The 21,044-nt window shown below is 59.3% G+C and carries 19 protein-coding genes; all 19 read right to left on the reverse strand.

The features are described 5' to 3' along the window. Positions 1 to 6: 6 nt before the first annotated feature. The 19 genes from BMX55_RS06695 to BMX55_RS06785 all read right to left on the reverse strand — a co-directional run bounded on the left by BMX55_RS06695 (position 7) and on the right by BMX55_RS06785 (position 21,024). Positions 7 to 1,188: a hypothetical protein gene (locus BMX55_RS06695; protein ID WP_091454684.1), complete on the reverse strand. Its 1,182-nt coding sequence runs from the start codon at positions 1,186 to 1,188 to the stop codon at positions 7 to 9. An 11-nt stretch (positions 1,189 to 1,199) separates the two neighbouring features. Continuing rightward, a complete protein-coding gene (locus tag BMX55_RS06700) occupies positions 1,200 to 4,805 on the reverse strand; it encodes a hypothetical protein (protein WP_091454686.1) in 3,606 nt (1,201 codons plus the stop codon). Positions 4,806 to 4,808: 3 nt separating this feature from the next. Then, positions 4,809 to 5,207, reverse strand: coding sequence for a hypothetical protein (locus BMX55_RS06705; protein ID WP_091454690.1), 399 nt, complete (start codon positions 5,205 to 5,207; stop codon positions 4,809 to 4,811). Beyond that, positions 5,204 to 9,583 (reverse strand): tape measure protein, encoded by a 4,380-nt coding sequence (locus BMX55_RS16835; protein WP_091454692.1) that lies wholly within the window; start codon positions 9,581 to 9,583, stop codon positions 5,204 to 5,206. Before BMX55_RS16835 ends, BMX55_RS06705 begins: the two co-directional genes overlap by 4 nt. 23 nt (positions 9,584 to 9,606) lie before the next feature. Continuing rightward, entirely contained in the window at positions 9,607 to 10,359 is a 753-nt protein-coding gene (locus BMX55_RS06715) for a phage tail tube protein (RefSeq protein ID WP_245751305.1), read from the reverse strand. A 13-nt stretch (positions 10,360 to 10,372) separates the two neighbouring features. Continuing rightward, positions 10,373 to 10,846, reverse strand: coding sequence for a phage tail terminator protein (locus tag BMX55_RS06720; RefSeq protein WP_091454695.1), 474 nt, complete (start codon positions 10,844 to 10,846; stop codon positions 10,373 to 10,375). Continuing rightward, entirely contained in the window at positions 10,843 to 11,337 is a 495-nt protein-coding gene (locus BMX55_RS06725; RefSeq protein WP_091454699.1) for a gp436 family protein, read from the reverse strand. Before BMX55_RS06725 ends, BMX55_RS06720 begins: the two co-directional genes overlap by 4 nt. A gap of 9 nt (positions 11,338 to 11,346) precedes the next feature. Further along, positions 11,347 to 11,721, reverse strand: a complete 375-nt coding sequence (locus tag BMX55_RS06730; protein WP_091454702.1) for a DUF2190 domain-containing protein — start codon at positions 11,719 to 11,721, stop codon at positions 11,347 to 11,349. Positions 11,722 to 11,732: 11 nt separating this feature from the next. Next, the gene (locus tag BMX55_RS06735) at positions 11,733 to 12,191 is read right to left on the reverse strand and encodes a hypothetical protein (RefSeq protein WP_091454704.1); all 459 of its coding nucleotides are present in this window, start codon (positions 12,189 to 12,191) and stop codon (positions 11,733 to 11,735) included. Between the two features lie 5 nt (positions 12,192 to 12,196). Continuing rightward, the gene (locus BMX55_RS06740; protein WP_091454707.1) at positions 12,197 to 13,156 is read right to left on the reverse strand and encodes a major capsid protein; all 960 of its coding nucleotides are present in this window, start codon (positions 13,154 to 13,156) and stop codon (positions 12,197 to 12,199) included. Between the two features lie 21 nt (positions 13,157 to 13,177). Continuing rightward, positions 13,178 to 14,233, reverse strand: coding sequence for a hypothetical protein (locus BMX55_RS06745; protein ID WP_091454711.1), 1,056 nt, complete (start codon positions 14,231 to 14,233; stop codon positions 13,178 to 13,180). Positions 14,234 to 14,358: 125 nt separating this feature from the next. Continuing rightward, positions 14,359 to 14,787: a Mor transcription activator family protein gene (locus tag BMX55_RS06750; RefSeq protein WP_091454714.1), complete on the reverse strand. Its 429-nt coding sequence runs from the start codon at positions 14,785 to 14,787 to the stop codon at positions 14,359 to 14,361. Further along, positions 14,768 to 15,217, reverse strand: a complete 450-nt coding sequence (locus BMX55_RS06755) for a regulatory protein GemA (protein ID WP_091454716.1) — start codon at positions 15,215 to 15,217, stop codon at positions 14,768 to 14,770. Before BMX55_RS06755 ends, BMX55_RS06750 begins: the two co-directional genes overlap by 20 nt. A gap of 114 nt (positions 15,218 to 15,331) precedes the next feature. Further along, on the reverse strand, positions 15,332 to 15,952 hold the full coding sequence (locus tag BMX55_RS06760) for a DUF3164 family protein (RefSeq protein WP_091454719.1): 621 nt from the start codon (positions 15,950 to 15,952) through the stop codon (positions 15,332 to 15,334). Positions 15,953 to 15,999: 47 nt separating this feature from the next. After that, positions 16,000 to 16,431, reverse strand: a complete 432-nt coding sequence (locus BMX55_RS06765; protein WP_143059586.1) for a hypothetical protein — start codon at positions 16,429 to 16,431, stop codon at positions 16,000 to 16,002. Beyond that, entirely contained in the window at positions 16,364 to 17,440 is a 1,077-nt protein-coding gene (locus BMX55_RS06770) for an HlyD family secretion protein (RefSeq protein WP_091454725.1), read from the reverse strand. Before BMX55_RS06770 ends, BMX55_RS06765 begins: the two co-directional genes overlap by 68 nt. After that, positions 17,437 to 18,042, reverse strand: coding sequence for a hypothetical protein (locus tag BMX55_RS06775; RefSeq protein WP_091454728.1), 606 nt, complete (start codon positions 18,040 to 18,042; stop codon positions 17,437 to 17,439). The genes BMX55_RS06770 and BMX55_RS06775 overlap by 4 nt, the downstream gene beginning before the upstream one ends. Before the next feature lies 1 nt (position 18,043). Further along, entirely contained in the window at positions 18,044 to 19,249 is a 1,206-nt protein-coding gene (locus BMX55_RS06780) for an AAA family ATPase (RefSeq protein ID WP_091454732.1), read from the reverse strand. Continuing rightward, entirely contained in the window at positions 19,246 to 21,024 is a 1,779-nt protein-coding gene (locus tag BMX55_RS06785) for a DDE-type integrase/transposase/recombinase (RefSeq protein ID WP_091454736.1), read from the reverse strand. Before BMX55_RS06785 ends, BMX55_RS06780 begins: the two co-directional genes overlap by 4 nt. Between the last annotated feature and the right edge of the window lie 20 nt (positions 21,025 to 21,044).

Genomic DNA, 21,044 nt, shown 5'->3' on the forward strand with positions numbered 1-21,044 from the left:
GTTATATTATTCCCACGGGCCAGTGATGTCGATGAACACCACGCCTGTGGACGATATGCCCGCTGGCGTACCGCACTTGATAGCCAGCAACTTTCGTCCTGCCAGCACGCCTTGGCCGTCTATTTTGTCGCGCCAGTTGAATGCGTTGTGGCAGTTTTGAGGAATGACGTAGAGGCCGCGCTCCATGCCACGACGGCAAACACCGTTTTCGATGATGAGCTTTTTCGACAGTATCTGGCTGTTATCTGGCCCATTGGGTGATGCAGGTGCCGTGGGCTGGTTTGCTGCACCAGAAACGCCTCCAGCAAAATACTCGATAGGCGCGTGGAGTCCGGCTACAGAGCCGCCCAATGTCGTGAACGAACGCGGTAAATACGTTCCAACTTGCGGTGTCTGGCTGTTGCAATACTCAAAATGCCCAACACCACCGCCGCCTAAAGTATTTGTCGCTAGATCAGTGCTGCCGCACTGTAGGCTGCACGCATACGCATCCCCCGGTTTCAATGATGCAAAGTCGCCAAATTTCCATAGAGAGCCTGACACACCCTGTCCAGTTGATACCGTATGAATGTGCAGCAAAAACCCCTTGCTGTCAGCCACCAGCGTCCACGCCCGCGCCGTAGCGTTCGCAGCGTTGGCTTTGGGCCACCAGCCACCACCACTGATCTGTGTGGCAGCTGGAAAAGGCCCAGTGCCGGTATTGATGTCCGTCATCGCTTCGTAACCAACGACACGCCCATTGGTGGTGCTGGTGTCGTCCACGCGCAAATACATGCGGGTGCTTTCTACGCTGCTGGCTCGATATGCGGCCAAATTGGTACCGCTAAACTCCTTGGCCCAGCCCGCTGGGGCCATTTTTGCAGTGATGGTGCCAGTGGCCGCACCATCAGCCACGCCAGCGACGGCAAAGGTCACAGTGTTGGTGCTGGTGGTCAAAATGCGCTTTTCGCCATTCAACCCTGCGGGTGTTGCCCCCGCAAACAGAGCGATAGTGTCTGGCTCAAAGCTATGACCACTGGCAAAGTTGGCCGTAGCGATGCCGCTGGCCACGGTCACGCCGCTGGCTGTTTGTAGGCCGAAACCGGTAGTCAGACAGGCATCCAGCACCGCAATCAAGCTGCCAGCGGTGCCATTCAAAATAGGAGCGCCGGTCATGGCACTATGAAAGTGTTTAACAGGGGTAGGCATAGATGTTTTACTCAAGAAATGGTGGCAGGCAGGCGATCCAGATTGACCCGTGTGAGCAGCTCAAAATGGTGGTCTAGCGTGATGGCCGTGCTGGGCTGCACGGTGCGGATGGCGGCATAGGCATAGATGGCCCCGACAAAATGCAGGAACTGCACATTGCCAGCCGCCCAACCTTGACCCCAGCCGATAGCGCGCAGCACAAAGTAGGGGGCACCGCTGATGGGGTTGATGGGCGCAAAGTCGGTGTTGACATTGCCAACACCGATATTGCCGACGTGCTCACCAATGCACTCAAACTCCAAGTTATTCTTGAAGCGCAGGGCAAATTTCTCGGTCAGTGCCCCGGCATTTGTCACTTCGACTGGGGCCAAGGCGTCGTTGTAGGTGGCGCTGGCGGGGTTGCCCACTAAGTTGTCGGCCCAAGTGATGCCATCCCAAGTGTGTTGATCCCACTGCGCCGACAAATGCGCTTGCAAGTCATCGGCCATGATGGCGCTGCTGACGATAGCGCCGACGGGGTAATCGTGGCTGAGGTCTTTCGCTAGGGTCAGCGTGCCGTCAATCTGCACGTCCTGCAAACGGGCCATTTCCTCAATCACATGGCGTACTTTGACGGGTTGCACCCAGCCGGTGGTGTCATTGATCGTGACCATGCCCGCGTCCAAATCGGCGCTGTAGCCACTGGTGATTAACGCGCCATTGCCACCGACAAGATGCACCCGTGCCAGCCGGGGGCGGGCACAGTTAATGGTCTGGCCCGCGCTCAGGGCAGCGGCTGGGATGTCCGTGCTGTGGCTGATGACCACAAATTTACCGCGCCGGTAAATGGGCACCCGGCCATCAGGTGGTAAGCGCACCGGATCGAGGCCGAGCAGTTCGGCATCAAGTGGCAGGTAAACATAGGTGACGGAGTTAATCCGCAGTGAGGTCGGATCGACGGGCCAAGGCCGCCAGATTTTGAGCGGCTGTACTGCGCCCACGTCCGCTGGGCGATACCACCATTCCTGCTTTTGCGCCTCAGTCAAGCTGCTATCGAGCACAAAGTCGCCAAATTGGAGTTCACCCACGCCGGTTTCGTAGTCAAATACGCCCCACATATGCTCACCTTGGAACTGGCCGTCCAAAGTGCCGGTAGCGGTCATGGCGTTGCCTTCGGCATCTACCATCATGACTGTGATGGCCGTGGGCTTGACCGGGGCAGCAGGGGTGCGGAAAAACACGCTAGCGGTCTTCCACGCTGTGCGCCGAGTCCATAGGCTTTGCAGCACAAAAGCCCCCGGTGCAACCACATAGTCCTCTATAAGCGCAATACTGGACAAGTAATTGACACTGCCGCAATCAAAGCCGGTGGTAGTACTGGTGCGGCCACGGTACAAGCGGCCCTCAAAATCTTGGTAGGTCTCGCCCATCCACTGGAATTGCAAGCTTCCGGGAACGATGGCATCGCTGGTGTAGGGGCACAGGTCAATTACTACAGCGGGTGGCGTGTAGCTTTCTGTGACGCTGCTGGGGGCCAGCGGCCCCACTTGGTAGCGCACCAGCACACTGCCCAGCATTTGCTCGCCCACGGCGGTGGTGCTGTAGTCGCCGCCCTTATTGGTAGTGTTGCCCGGTGGGGTTGGGTTGGTCGAGTTGGTAAGTATTTCCTTAAACTGTCTGGCGTCTTCGTAGTCCGATTTGTAGTTTTCGGTGCTGCGGTCGTGGCTGACTACTTTGACGTTGAGCGTTTTGCTCGCATACAGCACTGCCCCCATGCCGTTGATGAAGCCTCCAGCACCATCGTCGGTCAACACATTGATCGTGATGGTGCGCCTGCTGCTGTTGGTGTCGCGCACTGTGGTGCGTTGCAGCGTAGATTGGGTTTCAGTGACTGATTTGACACGGGTGCTGTACCCATACTGCGAACCATAGCCGGGGGGCGCTGATGTCACAGGGCCACCATAAAATGTTCCACCCTCCCATACCCCAACTGCATCCCCGGTAACCCAGTGGGTGTTGATGACACCCAGCACCTGTTCTGTCGCGTGAATTTCGTCGGTTTTGCTAGACGCTTCGGTCAGTGTGGCACCGCTGGTGTGACTGACTTCTTGGGCGATGGCCCACTGCACCTGCACTGAGCCAGCTAAGGGCTGTTGCGCAGTAGTGATAGTGGTAAAACCTGCTGCATCGACGGCCAGCCCCGTAAAAATCTCCTCGTGCATCGGTGCACGTTGGTAGGTAATTTGGAATTGCCCGCCAGCGTCGATCATGTGCGGGGTGCGCAGGCGCACACCGTTGCTGGGGTAGTCAATATCGCCCGTGCCGTCTCCCGTCCATTGCCCGCTGCCGTTGTCGGTCACGGTGCGTAGTACACCGCCCGATGGCCAAGTCATGCTGATGGTGCCGGGGACGGCCCCGTCTTGCTGTAGCGTGAAAGCGTACTCTGGCTGTCGCACCTGCGCACCTTGACCAGAACGGTTGGTATAGGCACTGCGCTCGGCATATTGAATGATGATGGAGCTACCTACATCGGGCATGGCATCAAAGTCCACGCCTAAACTGCCAGTGGCGTAGATGGCCTGCCCAGACCCACGGCCTGTCAATTTGCCTGCACCGTCATCGGTCAGGGTGTACCAGTTACCCATGCTGCGGTAGCTGATGATGATGGTGCCCGCCTCTGGCAGAGGGCGCAGTTGCGCTACAAATGAGAAACCCACGTTTTGCTGGGTCACACGGATGCGCCGGGTATGTGCGGCCACGGCCACTTCTACCGCACGTGGGCTGGTCGCCAAGGTCAAGGTGCGCGCAGCCGCTGGGCGCTGGTCTACCGTGGCCGTTTCAGTACGGCTATTGGGCACAATTTGGCTGTAGATGCTGCCCACCTGCACGGTGCGCTGCTGCATCTGGGCCACGGCGGTGATGGGGCTGGCCCCGTAGTACTCAGCCGCATCAGCCACGGTGGTGACACGCACGCGGGTTTTGTTGGCAGCACGATCAAATCCACGGCTCGGTGGACTGCCCGGAAATGCGTAGCGCAGTGGGTCGGTTAGCTCACAGCGCGACACGAGCGCTTTGTAGTCTGCGTAGCTACCGCCAGTGCTATAGGTGAACGTGCGCTCTTCTTGCTCGACGCGGGCCACGCGCACATACTGGCTGATCTGGGTGGGTAGCCCTTCGTTATGCACCAGATAAACCGTATCACCCGGCGTGGGAGCAGGGGTGCCGGGGCGGTGAAAGAGATTGATCGAACGTTGCCGCTCGACGTGGTCTTCGAGCAAAAAACCGCCCCACTCCACCGACTGAATCAGGTATTCAGCAATGGCATTGGCAATATCGGTGCGCCGGTGGAATAGCCCGCATTTTGCCAGCGTGATGCTGATGTTGGGGTCGCTGGGGGGCTGCGACAAAATGATGTTGACCCCCAGCGCTGGTTCGGTGTTCGGGCTTTGGATGGCAGCATGGAGCTGCCGAATCGAGACATCGCCGCCAGCGCGGTCGGGTTCGGTCACATCCCGAAAGATGCCATTGCTGCCGCCGTAAGCGATAGCCCGGCCCGTGGGGCCACCGCCACCGTTGGGGGTGTCGGCCATCACCTTGCTTTCTAGCAACACAATGTCGGATTCGTGGAGCGGGGGCATGGGTCAAATTTCCAAAAAGCGAAAAGTGGGCAGGTAAACAAGATCGGAGGTGATTTCGCCATCGAGCAACTTCCAGATCGGTCGGGCACTAAAGCCGCCCTTGGCGTGGTCAAAAATCACATTGCGGGTGATACCGCGCAAGGTCAAAACAAATTCAGCGCCGGGTAGCGCTGCCCATGTTTGCAATGTGATGCAGTCGGTGCGCTCTATCCACGCCTTGGTATCGGTGCCCACCAAGGTGATGGGCCGCCCCGACTGCTTGACAGCCACGTCGATCAGCAATGCGCCAGTGGTGCTGTAAGCACTGGCTTGATGGACGGGACTCCACTCAAACTCATCCGTCCAATCGAGGCGGTCGCTGATGTCTAGCGTGGTGCCGTCGTAGGCAAGGGTGATGCTCATTGGGCTACTCCAGCGGCGCTGGACAGGGCGCGCAGCATGGTTTCCATTTGCGCTTGCTCGGTGGGGTTGTCAAACTTGGCAGTGGTGCGGCCCACGCCGGGGATGCTGATATTGCTCACGTAGGTGGGCGCAGGGGTAATAGATGCGCTGCCACCATTCCCATCCCACCCGCGCGGCGCTGGGGCTGGGGCTGGGGCTGGGGCTGGGGCTGGGGCTGGGGCTGGGGCTGGGGTGGATGTCGGTGCAGGTGCGGGGGGCTTGGGTGCAGGGGTGGGGGTAGGCACCGGATCAGGCGGTGGCGTGGGAGAAGGTGCAGGCAGGGGCTTTTCCTTGGGAGCGAGTTTTTCTCTCATGAACGCCTCATTGATGGCCTTGTTCACAGCAGAAAACCAGTCCATGCCAGAGCCTTGGTAACCCGATGGTGAGTTGTTTTGCCAGAACTCTTCCACTAGCTTCTTTGCCGCCTCTTCGCTCAAGCCTTGGGCCATAGCGGTGTCGTAGATGTAACGTTGGTATGGGACGGATTGCTCCATTTTTTTGCCGTCTTTGTCCACCGTAAAGCCGTCTTTGTCTACGCCACGTTTTTTGCGCTCAACTTCCGCAGCCCGCTCGTCCAGCTCGATGGCCTTTTCTTGCGCTGCGATTCCGCGCTCTCTTTCGGAGTTCAGTGCTTCTAGTGCTGCTGTGGATTGATTGATCGCGCCGGTGTTGTTGTTGTAGCCGTTAGTGCTGCCTTGCAGGGATTTGATTTCCTGTTCGATCAAGCGAACTGATTCGCCACGGGCCTTAGCACCATTGATCTTCGCTTGAGCGGACTTGATTTCGGCCTCTAACTCGTCCTTCTTTTCTGCGGTCAGGCTGCCCGATGCCCTAAGTTCTGACATCTTGGCTTCGGCCACCGAGATAGAGCTTTCCGCTTCATCTATCTGCGCTTTCACCGTGGCTTGGATGATGGCAATCTCAATCTTTTTCTGCTCGATCTTGAGCTTGATGACTTCAGACTCTTTGCCTTGGGCTTGGGCGACGGCAATGGCGCTATCAATCTCAGACTTGCGCAGATTTAGGCCAGACAGCACGAGGTCGTTGTCCGCCTTCATCGCCGCCGCTTTGACCTTGGCCGCCTCCCCCGCTTTGGCAAAAGAGGCAGCTAGGCCGTCGGTGGCTGTCACCAGTTTGATGGTGTTCTTGCCGGTGTCATCTACTTCGACTTTGTAGCCACGCAGCGCGGCTTCGGCTTTGATAGCGGCAGTGGCTACACCGTTGTTGGCAGCGATGGCTTTTTCAGCGTAGGCGGCAAAAGCCTCGCTAATCTCTTTGGCGCTAGCTGTCCCACTGTTTTTAACGGTCTCATAGGCTTTTTTAGCCTTCTCTGCCGTCATGCTGAGAGTTTTTTCCGATGTCAGGCCCAGCTCTTTCATGGCCTCTTCCACGCTGTTGATACCAGGCTTGGCCTTATCCAACTCGTCTTTTAGCGCCTTGGCTTTTTCTTTAGCTTGGTCAAGCAAGCCATCTGCTGCTTTAGTGCCCAACTCTTTGCGCAATGCCTCAATGCGTCCACGGATGGCATCTAGTTCAGCCTGATTTTTGGCACCGTCGATCATCCGGTTCAGGGCCTGCCCCACCACAGTGGCTGTATCGACACTTGCCGCTTTGAGTTCGGGCAAGCTGCGCACTAGCACGTTCAAATCACCCTGCGACTTGGTAAACGCTTCGCTGACTTTGTTAAAAGCCAAGGGCACATCCACGCCCAAGTTCTTTGCAGCCTGTTCTGCAATGAGGGTAAGGCCGGTGCGGGTGCCTTGTTCAAAGCTGGCCACCTTGGCGCGCAAAGCGTCAATTTCTGCTTGGGGCTTATCAGTCTTGATAGCTTCTTCCAGCGCCTTTTTGGCTGCGTCCATTGCCAAAATGAACTCGGCGCGAAACTTCACCAGCTCTGGGCCATTGAGCTTACTGATGGCCTCTGGCATATTCTTGCGCAGCAGAGCATCCAGGTCTTCGCCGCGCATCTTGGCGTTTTGCAGTTCGCGTGCAATGTCGGCCAAGCCATTGTCGGCAGGGGGCTTTGTGTTGATGGCTGTAGCCAGCCCAGACAATGCAATGCGGGCCTCATCTGTTGCTTTGCCGATATTGGCGATTCCAGTGGCCCCTGTGGTGCCTGCGCCTGCTGCCGCCGCACCTGCTGCCGTGGCCGCAGTGCCCATTGCGCCTACTTTTCCTGTAGCGCTGTCTGCTGCGGCACCAATCTTGGCCGGGGCCTTCTCGGCATCGGCATACATATCTCGGTAAGCGTTGCCGATTTCGATGTTGCGCTTGACGTACCGATCCAGCGCTGCGCTGATGGTGTCCTTGGTGAAGACGGCGGCCCCAGCCTCTTTCACCAGTTGCAGGTCATTCACGATTTGCGTGAAAAACTCTGATGTCCCAACGCCCAGTTTGCGCGCCAGCTCCGAGTTCTCGCGCAGCATCTCCCCTAGCTGATAGCCCAACTCAAAGCCTACCACCGCAATGGTGATCTGTACCGGGCGGCTCAGTTTGTCCAGATTGGTGCGCAGCAAAACCGCAGCGCCACCCGTAGCGGCCATTTCTGCGGCTGCGGTGCGCATGGCGGCGGCAGCTTGGACGGCAAATGTGCCCACCAAGGCGGCACCTGTGGCAGTTGCAATGCGGGCTAGATCGTCCAAGTGGTTGGAGATCGAGGTAATGCCCGCAGCCACGCTAGAGCTGGCACCCGTGGTTTGATCTAGCGTGCCGACAAACTTGAGCCACTCCGTTTGTAGGTTCTGCACCGAGCGCCCAATGGTGATGGGCAACGACCCAAACTCTTTATTGAGCGTCTCGGTCTGGGTTTGCAGGGCACGGATGATTTTGGAACTGGTCAGTTGCCCTTCTTCAGCCAAGCCGCGCAGGGCGCTCATGGGCACCTTCAGGCCGTCGGCCATCGCTTGGGCCAAACGCGGCGATTGCTCCATGATGGAGTTGAACTCATCACCACGGATCACGCCTGATTGCAGGCCCTGAATGAACTGCGTTACTGCCGCTTCAGAGGCTTGCGCCGATGCCCCGGACAGCTGGATGGACTGGTTGATGGATTCAGTCAGGGCCAGCGCCTGCTGCTGGCTGACCCCCATCGCCTTGCCTGCGGTGGCAATCTTGCCGTACAGGGAGGCAGTGGCGTCTAGGCTGGTGTAGGTGCGCTTGGCCACCGCCTCCACGTCGGCCATTGCCTTGTTGATGTCAGTCTGTGGCCCTAATGCCAGTTGTAGGCGTGCCTTCAGGTTGACCCACTGGTCGGCCAATTTGCCAACCTCTTGGGCAGTCTGGGCAAACCCCTGCACACCGACAAAGGCCAACAGCTGATTTTTGGCGTTGACTATCTGTGCAGAGGCAGCATCCATCCCTTGGCCTAGGCTCTTGGATGCGTCAGCGATGACTCTTGTCTGTTGAGCTGCCTGCCCAGCGGCGGCGGCTTGGGTGCGCAACGACTTGGCCAGATTTTCAGACGCTTGCAGCTCCTGCATTTGCGCTTGCGTCAGCGGGCCAACAGCGGCCAGTTCTTGACGTCGGGCGGTGGTGGTGGCATCAATGGCAGCGGCTTCAGCGCGCTTGCCACGGGCTACCAGTTGGAGCTGCTCGGACTCGATAGCTGCCAGCCGGTTGCTAGCCTGCATGGCGGCAGCCTCATCGCCCCGCGCTTTGGCGCTTTGCAATAGGGTCTGCTGATGGTCTTTCTCTAGTGCAAGTATTTGGCGTTGCAGCTCGATTTCAGACTGCTCTAAGGCCAATCCTTGCTTGATGGCACTGGTCTTTTGCTGGGTGGCCGTAGCCTGCGCTTGGGTGCTGGCTGCCAGTTGCTGATGCTGTGCAGCGGCAGCGCGGGCGGCATCCGCGTTTGCTGCCAGTGCTGCCTGCACTTCTTGGGCACTTCTAGCCATCGCCGCTTGTTGCGTGGCTAGTTTTTGAGTTTGCAGGCCAGCCTCGGACATGGCTGATCTGGTTTGGTCTAGCTCGCGGGTAATGTCCTGATAGGCTTGCTTGGCATCACCCACTGCTTTACGGGCGCGCTCAAACTCGGAGATTTGCTTTTTGGTAGGCGCTTCGGTCTGCGCCAGTGCCTTACTCAGTTCTTGGGCATTGCGCTGTGCATCGTCCAATGCTGTAGCTGCTGCGCCACTGGCCCGTTTGAGTTGGCCGAACTGGTCAATCAGCGCTTGCTGCTGGCGCAAACGGGCCAACTCAGACCCCAGGGCTTGGGCGGCCTTTTCAAACGGGGCCACATCTTGGCCCGCATTGCGCATGGTTTGCAGCAACCGGTCGAGTTCTTTGTCCCCGGTAGTGCCGACGGCAACTTCAATCTGGACGCGGTTGTTGCTGGCCATGTTTTCGCTGTGCAGTTGCCGATTTACAGGTGAATCGTCCGCATATAGCGGCTAATGCCCACACCAACTTTGGTCGGGTCTTGCAGCAGGCTGCCTTCAATTTCCAAGGCGGCAAAGCCTTTGGCCTGCAACAGCGCCAGTTGCTTGGTCACACTTTGGCTGACGCGGTACAAATCGACAATCACCGGGCGGCCTGAGTCGGCCTCATTCAAGCCGCCAAAGCGCAAGGTCAGTTCTGGGGCCTTGGCAGTCAAGGCTTCGATCACTACTTGGTCAGCGTGGTCGTAACCGACAGTGATGACATCGCCATCAGTTAAGACTGCGGCATCAGCGCGGATGCGGATGCCTTCGGGAAGCAGATCAAAGTTGCCTAGGGCCGCGACCGGCGCACCGTTTTTTTTCACCACCAAGTTGGTCACGCCCACATGGGGCAAGGGAATCAACGCGCCACGTTGCACGGTGTAGGACTTATCCGCCACCGTGCCCGCATCTTGGGGCAAGGCCGTACCCAGCACCGCGCGGGCCAAGTTGGCGATGTTCAAATCGGCCAGTTTGGCTTTAAAGTTGATTTCGGTCACGCGACGGCGCTCGCCGTGCTTGCCGCCACCCAGTGCCGTCATGTCTTCTTGAGATTCGACGGCCTCTTTGTATTCCACACCGGCTTCCAAAACGTTGCCAACCGGGGTCAGGTTGGCTACCCCATAAGGCGCTGCATAAATTTGCCCCACCAGTGCAGTGGGGGCATAAATGCGTTTGACGATGTCCATAGCGGCCATTGCGCTCTCCTATCTATTCAATGAATTTGTGAAAAACGGTCTCAGCCAGAACGGCTGATGGCAGGTACTGAAACCCGCTTTGGTAATGCGCCGCTGGTGGTGAAACCAACTTCAGCGTCTTGGTTGCCCCCAACACGCTCGCCCCAGCCAGCGCCCTCATGACCCGTGCTGCCAGCACCCCGGCATCCCGGCGGGCTGCTTTGCCCGTGCGTACAGCAGCAACATTGCGCACCGCTGCCACCGCGTACCATGTGTGCTCCAGCATCCAACTGGTGCCCCTGTCTTCGGTGATCTGATAGCCGCCATAAATCACATGGACGGCAGGTGTTTTCTGTTGGCTTTCCAGCACATCAGCCAAGTCGGCTGCTGTGAGTACATGAACTGCCGGAGTCATGCCCGCTACAGCAGCACGCACCAGTTCCACCAAACGAGGCTCCAACGCCATAAAGTCGTTGGCCTCCTCCTTGCTCAGGCCGTTGGTGCTCATGCAAAGCCTCGCAGGCTGTCATCAGTGCATTGGCGTGGACTGAATTGGTAGAACACCTCTGCATCGCCGGGGGCATTACCAGCCACCAGTAGCCCCGGCACACCACCCCAAGGGCAGGCCAGTACGGCTTTACCATCGGCAATCGCCTGCAATTCGCGTTCGGCAGCCTTGTAGCGCAGGTACACCTCGTGTTCGGGTGCCAGCGCTGTGTACAGGTAGTAACGGGCCACGTCGCACACGATGCGAGTGAGCTGCGGCGGCGGCACATAGGTGACAGCACCCGCATCCCCCGGCAGCGGCGTGGGCTTGGAGCAGCCCGGCAGCGGCAGCCGGTAAGCACGCCCAACAAACGCGTCAGCAAAAGCCTGTGCATCGTCGATGGCACGCTGGGCCTTAGCAACTTGCACGGACACAATCTCCGGATCAGTGAGCTGGATCATCTCCGGTTCACCGAAGCGGTCGCTCATGTCCTGAACGGTGGCGTACATCATGGCTGGCGCTTAGGCGTGGCTATGGCGCAGCAACTGCACCTCAATCAACTGGCCCACTTGCGTAGCCGCACCCAAAGCGCGGCCCGCATGGTCGGCACTGGTGCCCACGGTGGCCTTGCCAATGGTATCGGGCTTCACCAGTGCGCCAAAGGCGATAGGCTCGGCCACTTCCACTAAGGCGCTGTAGCCGGTAATCGCACTGACGGCCTCTCCCACGGCGGCGGCGTGTTCGGTCACGCCCTGTGCGTCCTTGGCCCCGCCAGCCGGAGTGGGGTAGCCCCCGTCATAAGCCACCCAGCGGTGAGCGGCCAACGCAGCGGTGGCCACCACCGTGACAGCGTGGCGCTTGTCGTACTGACGCCCAGTGTTGTTCTGTGATGCCATCACAACTCCCGTTATTCAGCCGCAGCCACAGTGGCCGCCTTGCCGCTGGTTTTGGCTTTGGTGGCAGGTTTTTCGGTGGCTACCTCGATGGAGGTTTGGGCGTCCTGCACCGCTTGGCGCTCGGCCTCAAACTGCGCTTGGGCCTGTGCCGCCTCACGTTGCTGGGCTTGTTCTAGTGCGGCGGCATCTTCGGTATTGGTGGCAGGTTTTTCCGTGGCTACCTCGGTAGAGGCTTGGGCTTCCTGCACGGCTTGGCGCTCGGCCTCAAACTGCGCTTGGGCCTGTGCAGCCTCACGCTGCTGGGCTTGTTTCAGTGCGGCGCTGTCTTCGGTATTGGTGGCGGCCCCGGCTTGCAGCAGGGCGCGTTCGTCGTGGTTTGTCAGGCGCGGCAGGGGTTGGCCGGGCTGGATAATCACACGATCGCCATTGACGACGACGGCAGTGGGCACTTGGGCAATGATGATGGACATGGTGTTCACTTCGTGTTGGTAAAGAGGAAAGCCGCGCCGTTGTAGGCAATGTTGGGGCGGCGCTCATAGGTCGCGCCATAAATCCAGCTCTTGCTGCCGTTCTCGTAGTACGGTGTTTCAGCAAACGGGTGGCCTTCGATCACATTGGTAAAACCAAAGCCGGGTTCAGCCAAGCTGATGTCGGCACCATTGCCACCAATGCGTGGCACATAGGCCAGCACCGCGTTGTTGCCCCAGACGTCGCGACCCGTGTCGCTGTCGTCAATCCAGACCGCATCACCCACGACAATCTCGGCCACGTTCAAAATGGTTTTGAGTTGCTCTAAGGTGGCTGGGCCGGTTTGGGTGTTGGACAGGTACGACTTCACCTCTTTGTTAAGCGTGATGGCCTGCAAGGCATCCGCACTGAGGGCCAAATGGTTTGGGCGCTTACCAATCTTCTTGCGGATAGTGTCGGCCGCAGCGCGGATGTCCGTCACCGGCGTGCCTGTGTCGGCGCTCCACTTGGTGCCACCCGACAAGGCGAGTACATGGCCGCTGGCATAGCTGTCCGGATTGGTTGCCAGTTGGGCCACCTCGGCTTCATAGTCCAGCGCTAGGATTTCGTTGGCCGTGACCATTGCAATGCGCGAGATGTCCAGATAGTTGCCCACTTGCAGCTTGCGCGATTCGTCGGCTTCACGCAGCAGCTCACGCGGAATGGGCACATCCACCGCATACTGATCCACCGTATAGGTACGGCCTTCATACTTGATGTTGACGCGTTTGGTGGCCGCGCCCGGAGCGCGGCGCAAGTTGTAGCGGCGCAGGCGCTCGTCACCCATCTGCGCCAACTGCACACTGCTCAACACTTGGGGCAGACGCGGGAAGAGTCGCTCGGCAATAAAGGTGCCTTGCCCCAAGCCCAGCAATAAGCTGGTCAGGATCGGGTTCTGCTTGAGGCGAATTTGTTCGGGGGTCATCATGTCGATGCTTCCTTGTGGTGGTCAGGCGCTGGTGGTGAAACTGGACGTCACGGCAGTGAGCGCCTCGGCGTAACAAACTTTGTTTTGGCGGGCGTAGTGCTGGGCTGCCTGGTCAATCTCGGCATCCGACTTGCCACGGGCCGTGCCCAGCTGCGTTTGTTGGCCACCAGTGCGCGCAAATTCGCCAAAGCTGACCACTGGCGCAGCACGGGAAATCAGGTCTTGCAGCCACTGCGCGGGGCTAACCTTGCGTGTGGCGTCGCCTTCGGCAAACTCCACGGGTTGGGCATCGGCCAGCACATTCAAGGTGGCAGCGGCCATGTCTTGGTCTTTGGGCAGCAGGCGGCCTGCTTGCACCTGTGCCTGCGCAAACGAGACAAACCCGGCATGGCGATCAGCACGGGCTTTTTCTGCAAACGACGCGGCTTGGGCTTGGGCCTGCTCGGCGGCTTGCTGGTGGGTACGGGCCTGTGCTTCGGCGTTTTCACGGGCTGCCTTTTCAGCGGCAGCTTGGGCCTGTGCTTCCGCAAGCTGTTCTTGAATTGTCTTCATAGAGGTGTCGTGTCCTTGTGTCAGCGGTTCGGAGAAGTGAATGGCGTCGCCGGTAGCGTCACCTTGAGAAAACTGGATGTCTTTCAGCCCCGGCACTGCTGGCGGCTGCGCGCCAAGGAAGGCCACATGGCGCAAATACCATTGGCCGGGCGTAGGGTTGTGCGGAGAGGCAGGCGGATAAAACGATGCGCTGCGCTTTTTGAAGCGCCCGGCAGCCACCATCTCGGCAAACTGCGGCTCGACTTGGCTGGCATTCATGGCTAGCGTGCCAGTAGGCGTGGCGCTCAAGGACTGCACCCAGCCATAGGCGGGCAGGTTGTCTTTGGGGTGACCTACGGTCAGCGGAGCCTCACGAAGCGTGGGCCGGTAGCTGCTGGCCATTGCTGCCAGATCAGCTTGGGAGAAATGGTGCGCTACACCCGCATCATCAATGTGCGTACCAGCGCGAAAAATCTCGATGCCATCGGGCAGCAGTGCCGATGGCGGGGTCTGTGGGGGTGTAACAGTGGGTGCAGGGCTGGGCATACCTGCACTGTGGCTTGTGCCCCGTGTTTGTCACCAATGGCAGGCGACAAATTTAGATGACAGACCAAAAACCAAAACCCCGCACACGCAAAGCGCGGCGGGGTGTAGTCATACAGGCAGGAAACTCAATCCAGAAGCAAACAGCCTTGACGTGCTGCCATCTGCTGGCGACGCTGCTTGGTCTCAATTTTGCGAATGCGTGATGCCGTCAGTCCAGTAGCCTTTGCCACCTCATGGTAGCTTTGGCCTTGCCCTAACAATGCCATGACGTGCTGCGTTCTGGCATTGACACTCAGCCGTTCACCACTTGGGATGTATGGTTGAGTACCACTCATGTCTTGCGCAATGCCACGAGCCAATTCCACGGCCAAACTAGCCAACTTGGGCATAGGCACCTCGTTAGCCCCCGGTGCCGACAGCAAGGTCAAGTAATGACTGGTGGCAAAGTCGCGCCACACCTGCGGCCACTCCGGCATCATCAGCGCCTCTAGTGGCTGCAAACGTTCCGCGCCTACAGCACTCAAGTCAATGCGATCAAACAACCTTTCCATCATGTCCACGCTCCTGCCATTGTTTTAGCGCCTCAATCAGCGTATCCAACTGAGCACCAGTAGCGAAGCGTAACGCACTGATATGCACGGTGCGCTCTACCCAAGCATTGAGCGCCTGCGCGCTGGTGTTGCTCAACAGGCCATCGCGTCCCAACTGGTGCCACAGTGCCCATACCTTGCGCTCCTTTGGGCTGGCATCCTCCTTGGATTGGGCAAAGGCCGCAGCCGACATGGGCCGCCGCGCAGTAGCCGGGGCCAATCCCATACGCTCGGTCAGATGCTGCAAATGGTCTCGCACCTGATAGCGTTGGGCCTCGCTCATGGCTTTGCTGCTGATTTTTCCCGTGAGTTGGTACAGCAGCGCCCGGTAATCGTCATCTGATAGCTGCAACTTGGACTTGAGTACATGGATAGCGGCAATATGCTTGGACATAAGCAAAACCCAAAAAAGGCCCGCAGGGCCGTTAGAAAGTGTTGGACTGGCGCATGGCCATCTTTAGCCTTTTGGAGGCTAAAAATGGCCTAGGAATCGCTATGAATCAGGGTCTCACACAGCGGCTACATCCAAACTGATGGGAAGGTATTCACCCGTGGCCTCGTGGCGCTGGTAAAACCGGATGTACGGCTTGGTGCTGGCCGTTTGCATACTGTCAGCGATGGCCTGCATGGCCTGCTGCCAAGCCTCATCTTTGATGTCCAAACGGCGCAGGCTCAAAACCCGGCCCGTGTTGATCTTGCCCTCCTTGTCGGTCTGAAAGGCGTGGTTGACCAACACACGGATGTTGTCACTGGCCCCTTGGCTCCAAGTTTGCACGCATTCGTCAATCAGGGCCTTGGCTGCCATCAGCTGCTCGCCAAAGACAATCCGGTCTTGCATTTGGCGCACCAACTTGAACTTGCCATCAAAACTCACCAGCGTGACATTGCCCTTGTTGCCGCCACTTTTCACGCCGTACTGTTCTAAGCTGGTGGCGACCAGTGCCGCTACCTCTTGCATGGCATCCAGTTTGAACTTAGCCAAGCTCGCAGAGCTGTCTTGGGCCATACGGCACAAATCCGTCACCACTTGATGGCGCAGTTTGTCGATGTCCTTGATCTTGCTCTCGGGCACCAAGTTGCCATTGGCATCTTGCCAGTAGCCGGGGGGGATGGTTGTGGTTTCAGTCATGTCAGATTTCTCCTATAGGTAGTGGGTAAAAGTTGAAGGTCGGCGTGTCAGCCCCGCACATAGCTGCCCCGATACGCTAGGCGCTCATCGCCCCGGCGGCTGGGTGCGCCCAAGTGCTCCTGTGCCCCTGCCCGTGCAGGCTGCCAAGAGTCCGGGGCGTAGTGCCCCGCCATCACCTGCACCTGCCGGGGCGGCACGATGGCGGCAGGTAGTGCCTCCTGTTGCGTTGCGCTGTACCAGCATCGGGTAAGGCCATCACCGCGCACCGTTAATCGCCCCTCACGGGCCAGCCCATTGAGGCTTTCAACCAGCCCATTCAAAGCGCCATCACTGAAGTAATGGGAAAAACCAAACACCACTTCTGCCAATTCCGGTAGGCGGCAGCCATACGGTGCCCGGCTGGCAATATGCTCAAGAAGGCGTTGCACGCGCATGGCATGGGGGTTGCGTTGTGGCATGGGGGTGGTGCTGGAAGTCATGGGGCATCTTTCGGACAAGGGTTTGAACAAGCGCGGGAGGTATCAATGCAGTCAGGCGGTCACGCCACTGGCTAGGCCAACATCGCCAGCGCAAGGCCACGTTTCGGAGGTGTTGCCATTGCAGGAGGGGTAAAACAGCAGTGTGGGCAGGCAGTGCTGCTGGAAGTGCTGGGGGAAGTACCACCGGCTGGCTGATAGGTGGCACTGCGGTAGCCACCGCCGGGGCTGCTACAGCTTGGGTTTGGATGGCCGCTGTGGCGGGCAGGGCCAGCGTCCACAGCAAAGCCGCCATCAACTCCAGCAGCAGGCTTTGCACCAAAGCCGAGACCAACGCCACCGTACCCACTTCCAGCCCGGTGATAGATGCCAGGCGGGCATCGACGGGGTCGGTGGCTTGTGTTGCCCGCTGGCGGTCTTGCCCAGCAGCAGCATCGGCCAGTTGGGTGCGCAGTGCAGCAGCACGCTGGGCGCTAGAGCGCTCGTCTTGCAGCGCTTGCACCCGTGCGTCGGCAGCCAACACACTGGCTTGGGCGCTGTGGCAACGTTCCCCCGACTGAGCCGTGCACCGTGCCAACCCGGCTTGTGCCTGCGCCAATTTGGCACTGGCTTGGGCCAGATCAGCTGCCACGGCAGGCACAGCACGGGTGGCCGCATGAGCCTGCAACTCAAACTGCAACGCCTGTGTGTGTCCGCTGGGTGCTACCACTGCCGCCCGTTGCACACCGGCCCGCTCTTGCACCCCGGCAAAGTAATGGGCATGGTGATACAGCGTTGCTGCCACACAGCCCATAAACAGGGCTTGCGCCAAACGGTTGCGCCGTGCCAGCGCTGGCAGCATATGGGCACCCAGTACCAGTGCCACCGCCACGGCGGTCACCACAGTTCGGTCGTCGCTGGTAGCTGCCCGCTCGACAGCCGCAGCAGCGGCCATCACGGCACACACCCCCGACACCGCCAACGCCAGTGCCGCACATAGGCCACGGCGCACGATTGCTAGGGTTTGGCTCATGGCGTGACACCTTTTGGGCGGAGCATTTCTGCCCACCGCTGGCGCACCTCCTCTGGCATGGCCCCTGCTTTTCGGCTATCGGCCTCTATTTTCAGCAGCGCCGGATCGCGTTGCAGCGCATCAGCAATAGCCACCCCTTGGCCCCGCACGGTGACGGCGGCAGGCCGTGGCGCAGTACGCTGTTGCAACTGCTGCTCTTGCTCTTGTGCTGCCTCATGTTTGTCGGCCTGCCCCGCCAGAATCGCGTACAGATAGCCATGCCCCTTCATAGGCAGTTCCAGACGCCCGGCATCACGGGCCGCCAGCATCTGCTCAATGGCCTGCCCCCATGCAGACCGAGGTAGCAACCACTCCCGGCCTTTGTAGTTGATGGCTCCGCGTTCTAAATCTGGCAGCAATTGCAGCAACAGCTTGATTTTCTTGGGCAGGGTCAAGCGGGTTTTGGGTGGTGTAAACAGGCTGATGTATTGCAGCACCTGCTGGCCCAGCGGTACGCTGATGGCAATCAGGCGCTCCACGGCGCGCTGATCGACTTCATGGGCAAACAAGGCCATCAACTCTAGGTGTGTCCCACAAGCGGGGCAATGCAGATCGGTCGTCATATCAGCACCCCGCAATCACTTGGGCATCCACCTGCGGCCAGCCTGTGCGGGCGGCGGCATTCATGGCGCGGCAAAGCAAGTTGTTCACCACCAGCGGGTGGCAAATGCTGCGTGCATCCGAGGCGCGGCCACCACGGGGCATATGAATCAGGCGGGCGCGGATAGCATCTGCTGCATCCGGTGCCATCACGGCGTCGTACTGGATACCAAAGCGGCCCAACTTGTGGCGCAAGTAGCCTTCCAGTTCGGTATCCAGCGGCTCCAACTCCACCACTTCACAACGCTGCACCACCTCGCGCAATTCTGCGTTGTGGCCGCTGAGACGCTCGCGCAGTTCTGGCTGACCAATCAAGGCGATGCCCAGCAGCCGCTGCATCCCATCCTTCAGCTCCAAAAAGCGCTTGAGGTGTTTGAGCGTGGGTGTTGGTAGGCAATGAGCCTCCTCAATCAGCAGCAAGTGGTGACGCCCTACGTTGCGGCTGGCCTTGAGCAGGCTGTGGATGTGGGCAAACCGCTTCTGTGGGCTATTGGGCAAAACCGCCGTAGAGTTCAAGGCCCGCGCAATCGACTCGGCAATCGCATTGCTTTTGAGGGTCTTGCCCTTGCTGTCGGTTTCTTCCATCGCCAGCACATAGGGCCGGATGATGAGCACATCGCGGCGCTCGGCCTTGATGCGCTCTTCCAAGTCCTCGGCCAGCGTGGTTTTGCCTGCGCCACTCTCGCCTACTACCGCTAAGAAGCCGTGGTGCTGAGCGCAATCCATCAGCGCCGCACGCACATAGCGCACGCTGGGGGTTTGATAGACATCATCCGGGCTTTGCACATCGTCCACAAACGGATTGCGCGGCAAAGCAAAGTGCTTGCGGGCTTCGGGGGTTAAAGATTCGTTTTGCAGTAGCATCGGGTCTTCCTCATTGCTAGGGTTGATTTGGGCCTCCAAAGAGACCTCGGGGACGGCATTGCAGGTGTGCGAGACCTGCAATGCCAATTTCTTTGTGGGGGTGCTGGCAAACAGGGCCATCAGTTGTTCGGCGCTGGCACCGTGCTGGCGCAAGCACTGCGCTAGGCGCTGGCGTGCTTGATGGGGATTGCGGTCAGGCCATTGCCCTGCATTGATACGGCTCACGGTGGACTGACTCAACCCCGTGTGCAGGGCCACTTCGCGCTGGCTCAGGCCCAATTGCTCTAAGGTCAGGTTGAGGCTCATAGACCACCCCCAGCCACTACACGCAACCTGCCGCGCACGGTCAAGCGGTCTTCTAGGGCATCGAGTTCATCCTCTGGCACCCCATCGGGATACTGGTTACGCAGCGTGGCCACAAGCTCTTGGCTCATCGTCATGCCACGGGCCACCAGCGCTTGGGCTGCTTCAAACTGGCTCAAGGTACGCACACGGGTCGGCATCCGGCTGCTGCTGGCATTGGGGGCCAGCTCGGTGCCGCGTTTGGGCAGATAGTTGCGTTCAGGCGTTTGGTCGATCACTGCAAAGGGATCAATGCGGCCACCAAAAGGCACGGCCTTGGCTTTGCGCTGGGCTTTAGCCTCTTCATCGGTAGTCGCATCCATCGCAAAGCGCTCCACCTCTTGGCGGTTGGCTTCCAATGCCGTGTTGGCCGGACGTGTCCAGTCTTCACCAATTACATTGGCATCCACCCGGAATCCGGCCTCGTTGCGCGCCACCAGTGGGATGGTGTGCAACAACTCGTTGCCATCGGCATCGGTATCCACCACCGTGGCAGCATTGGGCACATAGGGGTTGAGGGCAATGTGCAGCTTCTCGCCCACCATCACCTTTGGTACATGGCGCACGTCATATTCATTGCCCTTGAAGCTCACCGTCAGGGTGTCGCTGACTTTGCGCTGCTCCGGCGTATGTGTCAGCAATTCTTGGCACATCTCTAGCGGCGGGGCCAGCCGCAACTGCTCGGCAGTAATGGTCAGCCATTGGTCATACCGGGTTTTGCCGTGGCGGGTGTGTACCTTGTTGGCGTTGTACCAACGCGCCCAGCGTTGGGCTTGGGCATTCAGGTCTGTCAGGTCAGCCACGGGACGCAAGCGCAGGCCGCTTTCAAAGCTGCGCTCAATCAGGTCACGGGCCTTTTCTACCTGCCCCGTGGCGCGGGCATTGCCGGGGGCGTGGGCAATGAGTTTGACCTGTAAGCGCCGTGCCAAATTGGCAAACAAGCCGCTGGTGTTGGCACTGCCCATGTCCATCATCAGGATGAATGGGACACCGTGGAACGGGTCGCCATCCCGCTGCTGAATAGCTGCCATAAAGCTCTCGGCCAGATTGACCCCGCTCTCGGCCCCCAGCACGTAATGCACAAAGATCGTGCTGCTGTAGTGGTCAGTGACCTCATACGACCACACCCGGTCGGACTCGATGCGCTTGAGGTTGGCAGGCTTGTTCTTATAGAACTGATCACGCTCCATCACTTGCAGGCCCGATTCGGCGGGGGTGCGGGCGTTGAGGTAATACAACACGCACAGAGAGGCATCAATTTGCCAAACGTGGTTGGGGTGCAAGCTCTGGAGTTCTACAGCGGGTTCCGGGCGATTGAGCTGGTCGGGGTGCAGGCTGTAAGCGCGCAAGGCACGGGCAATGGCAGAGTCCGACAAAGGCTTGACTTCGCCCGTGGCCGGGTCAATGCGCTCGGCCCGCACTTCGCCGTTGGCGCGCAGCATGTCCACGGCTTGGCCGATGGACATCAGGCGCTTGTTGGTTTTGCGGTGGCTGACCATCAGCATGGCGCTGATGGCAATGGCCTCGTCGCGGGTGAGTGAGACATCGCCCGCATCGCTGCGTTGTTTGCGTTCGGGTTTCACGGTAACTTTTTTCAGGTAACGGTGGAGGGTGGCGCGGCTCACGCACAGCTCACGGCAGGCGGCGTCATAGATGGCTTGCTTGCCGCCACTCGGGGCGGCTGCGGCAGCCTGGGCGATCTGCGTCAGGCGCTGGATTTGCACGGGGTTGAGTGGCATCGTGGCGGTGCGTATGCAGC

Origin of the sequence: Giesbergeria anulus (genome assembly GCF_900111115.1) — a bacterium.
GTDB lineage: Bacteria > Pseudomonadota > Gammaproteobacteria > Burkholderiales > Burkholderiaceae_C > Simplicispira > Simplicispira anulus.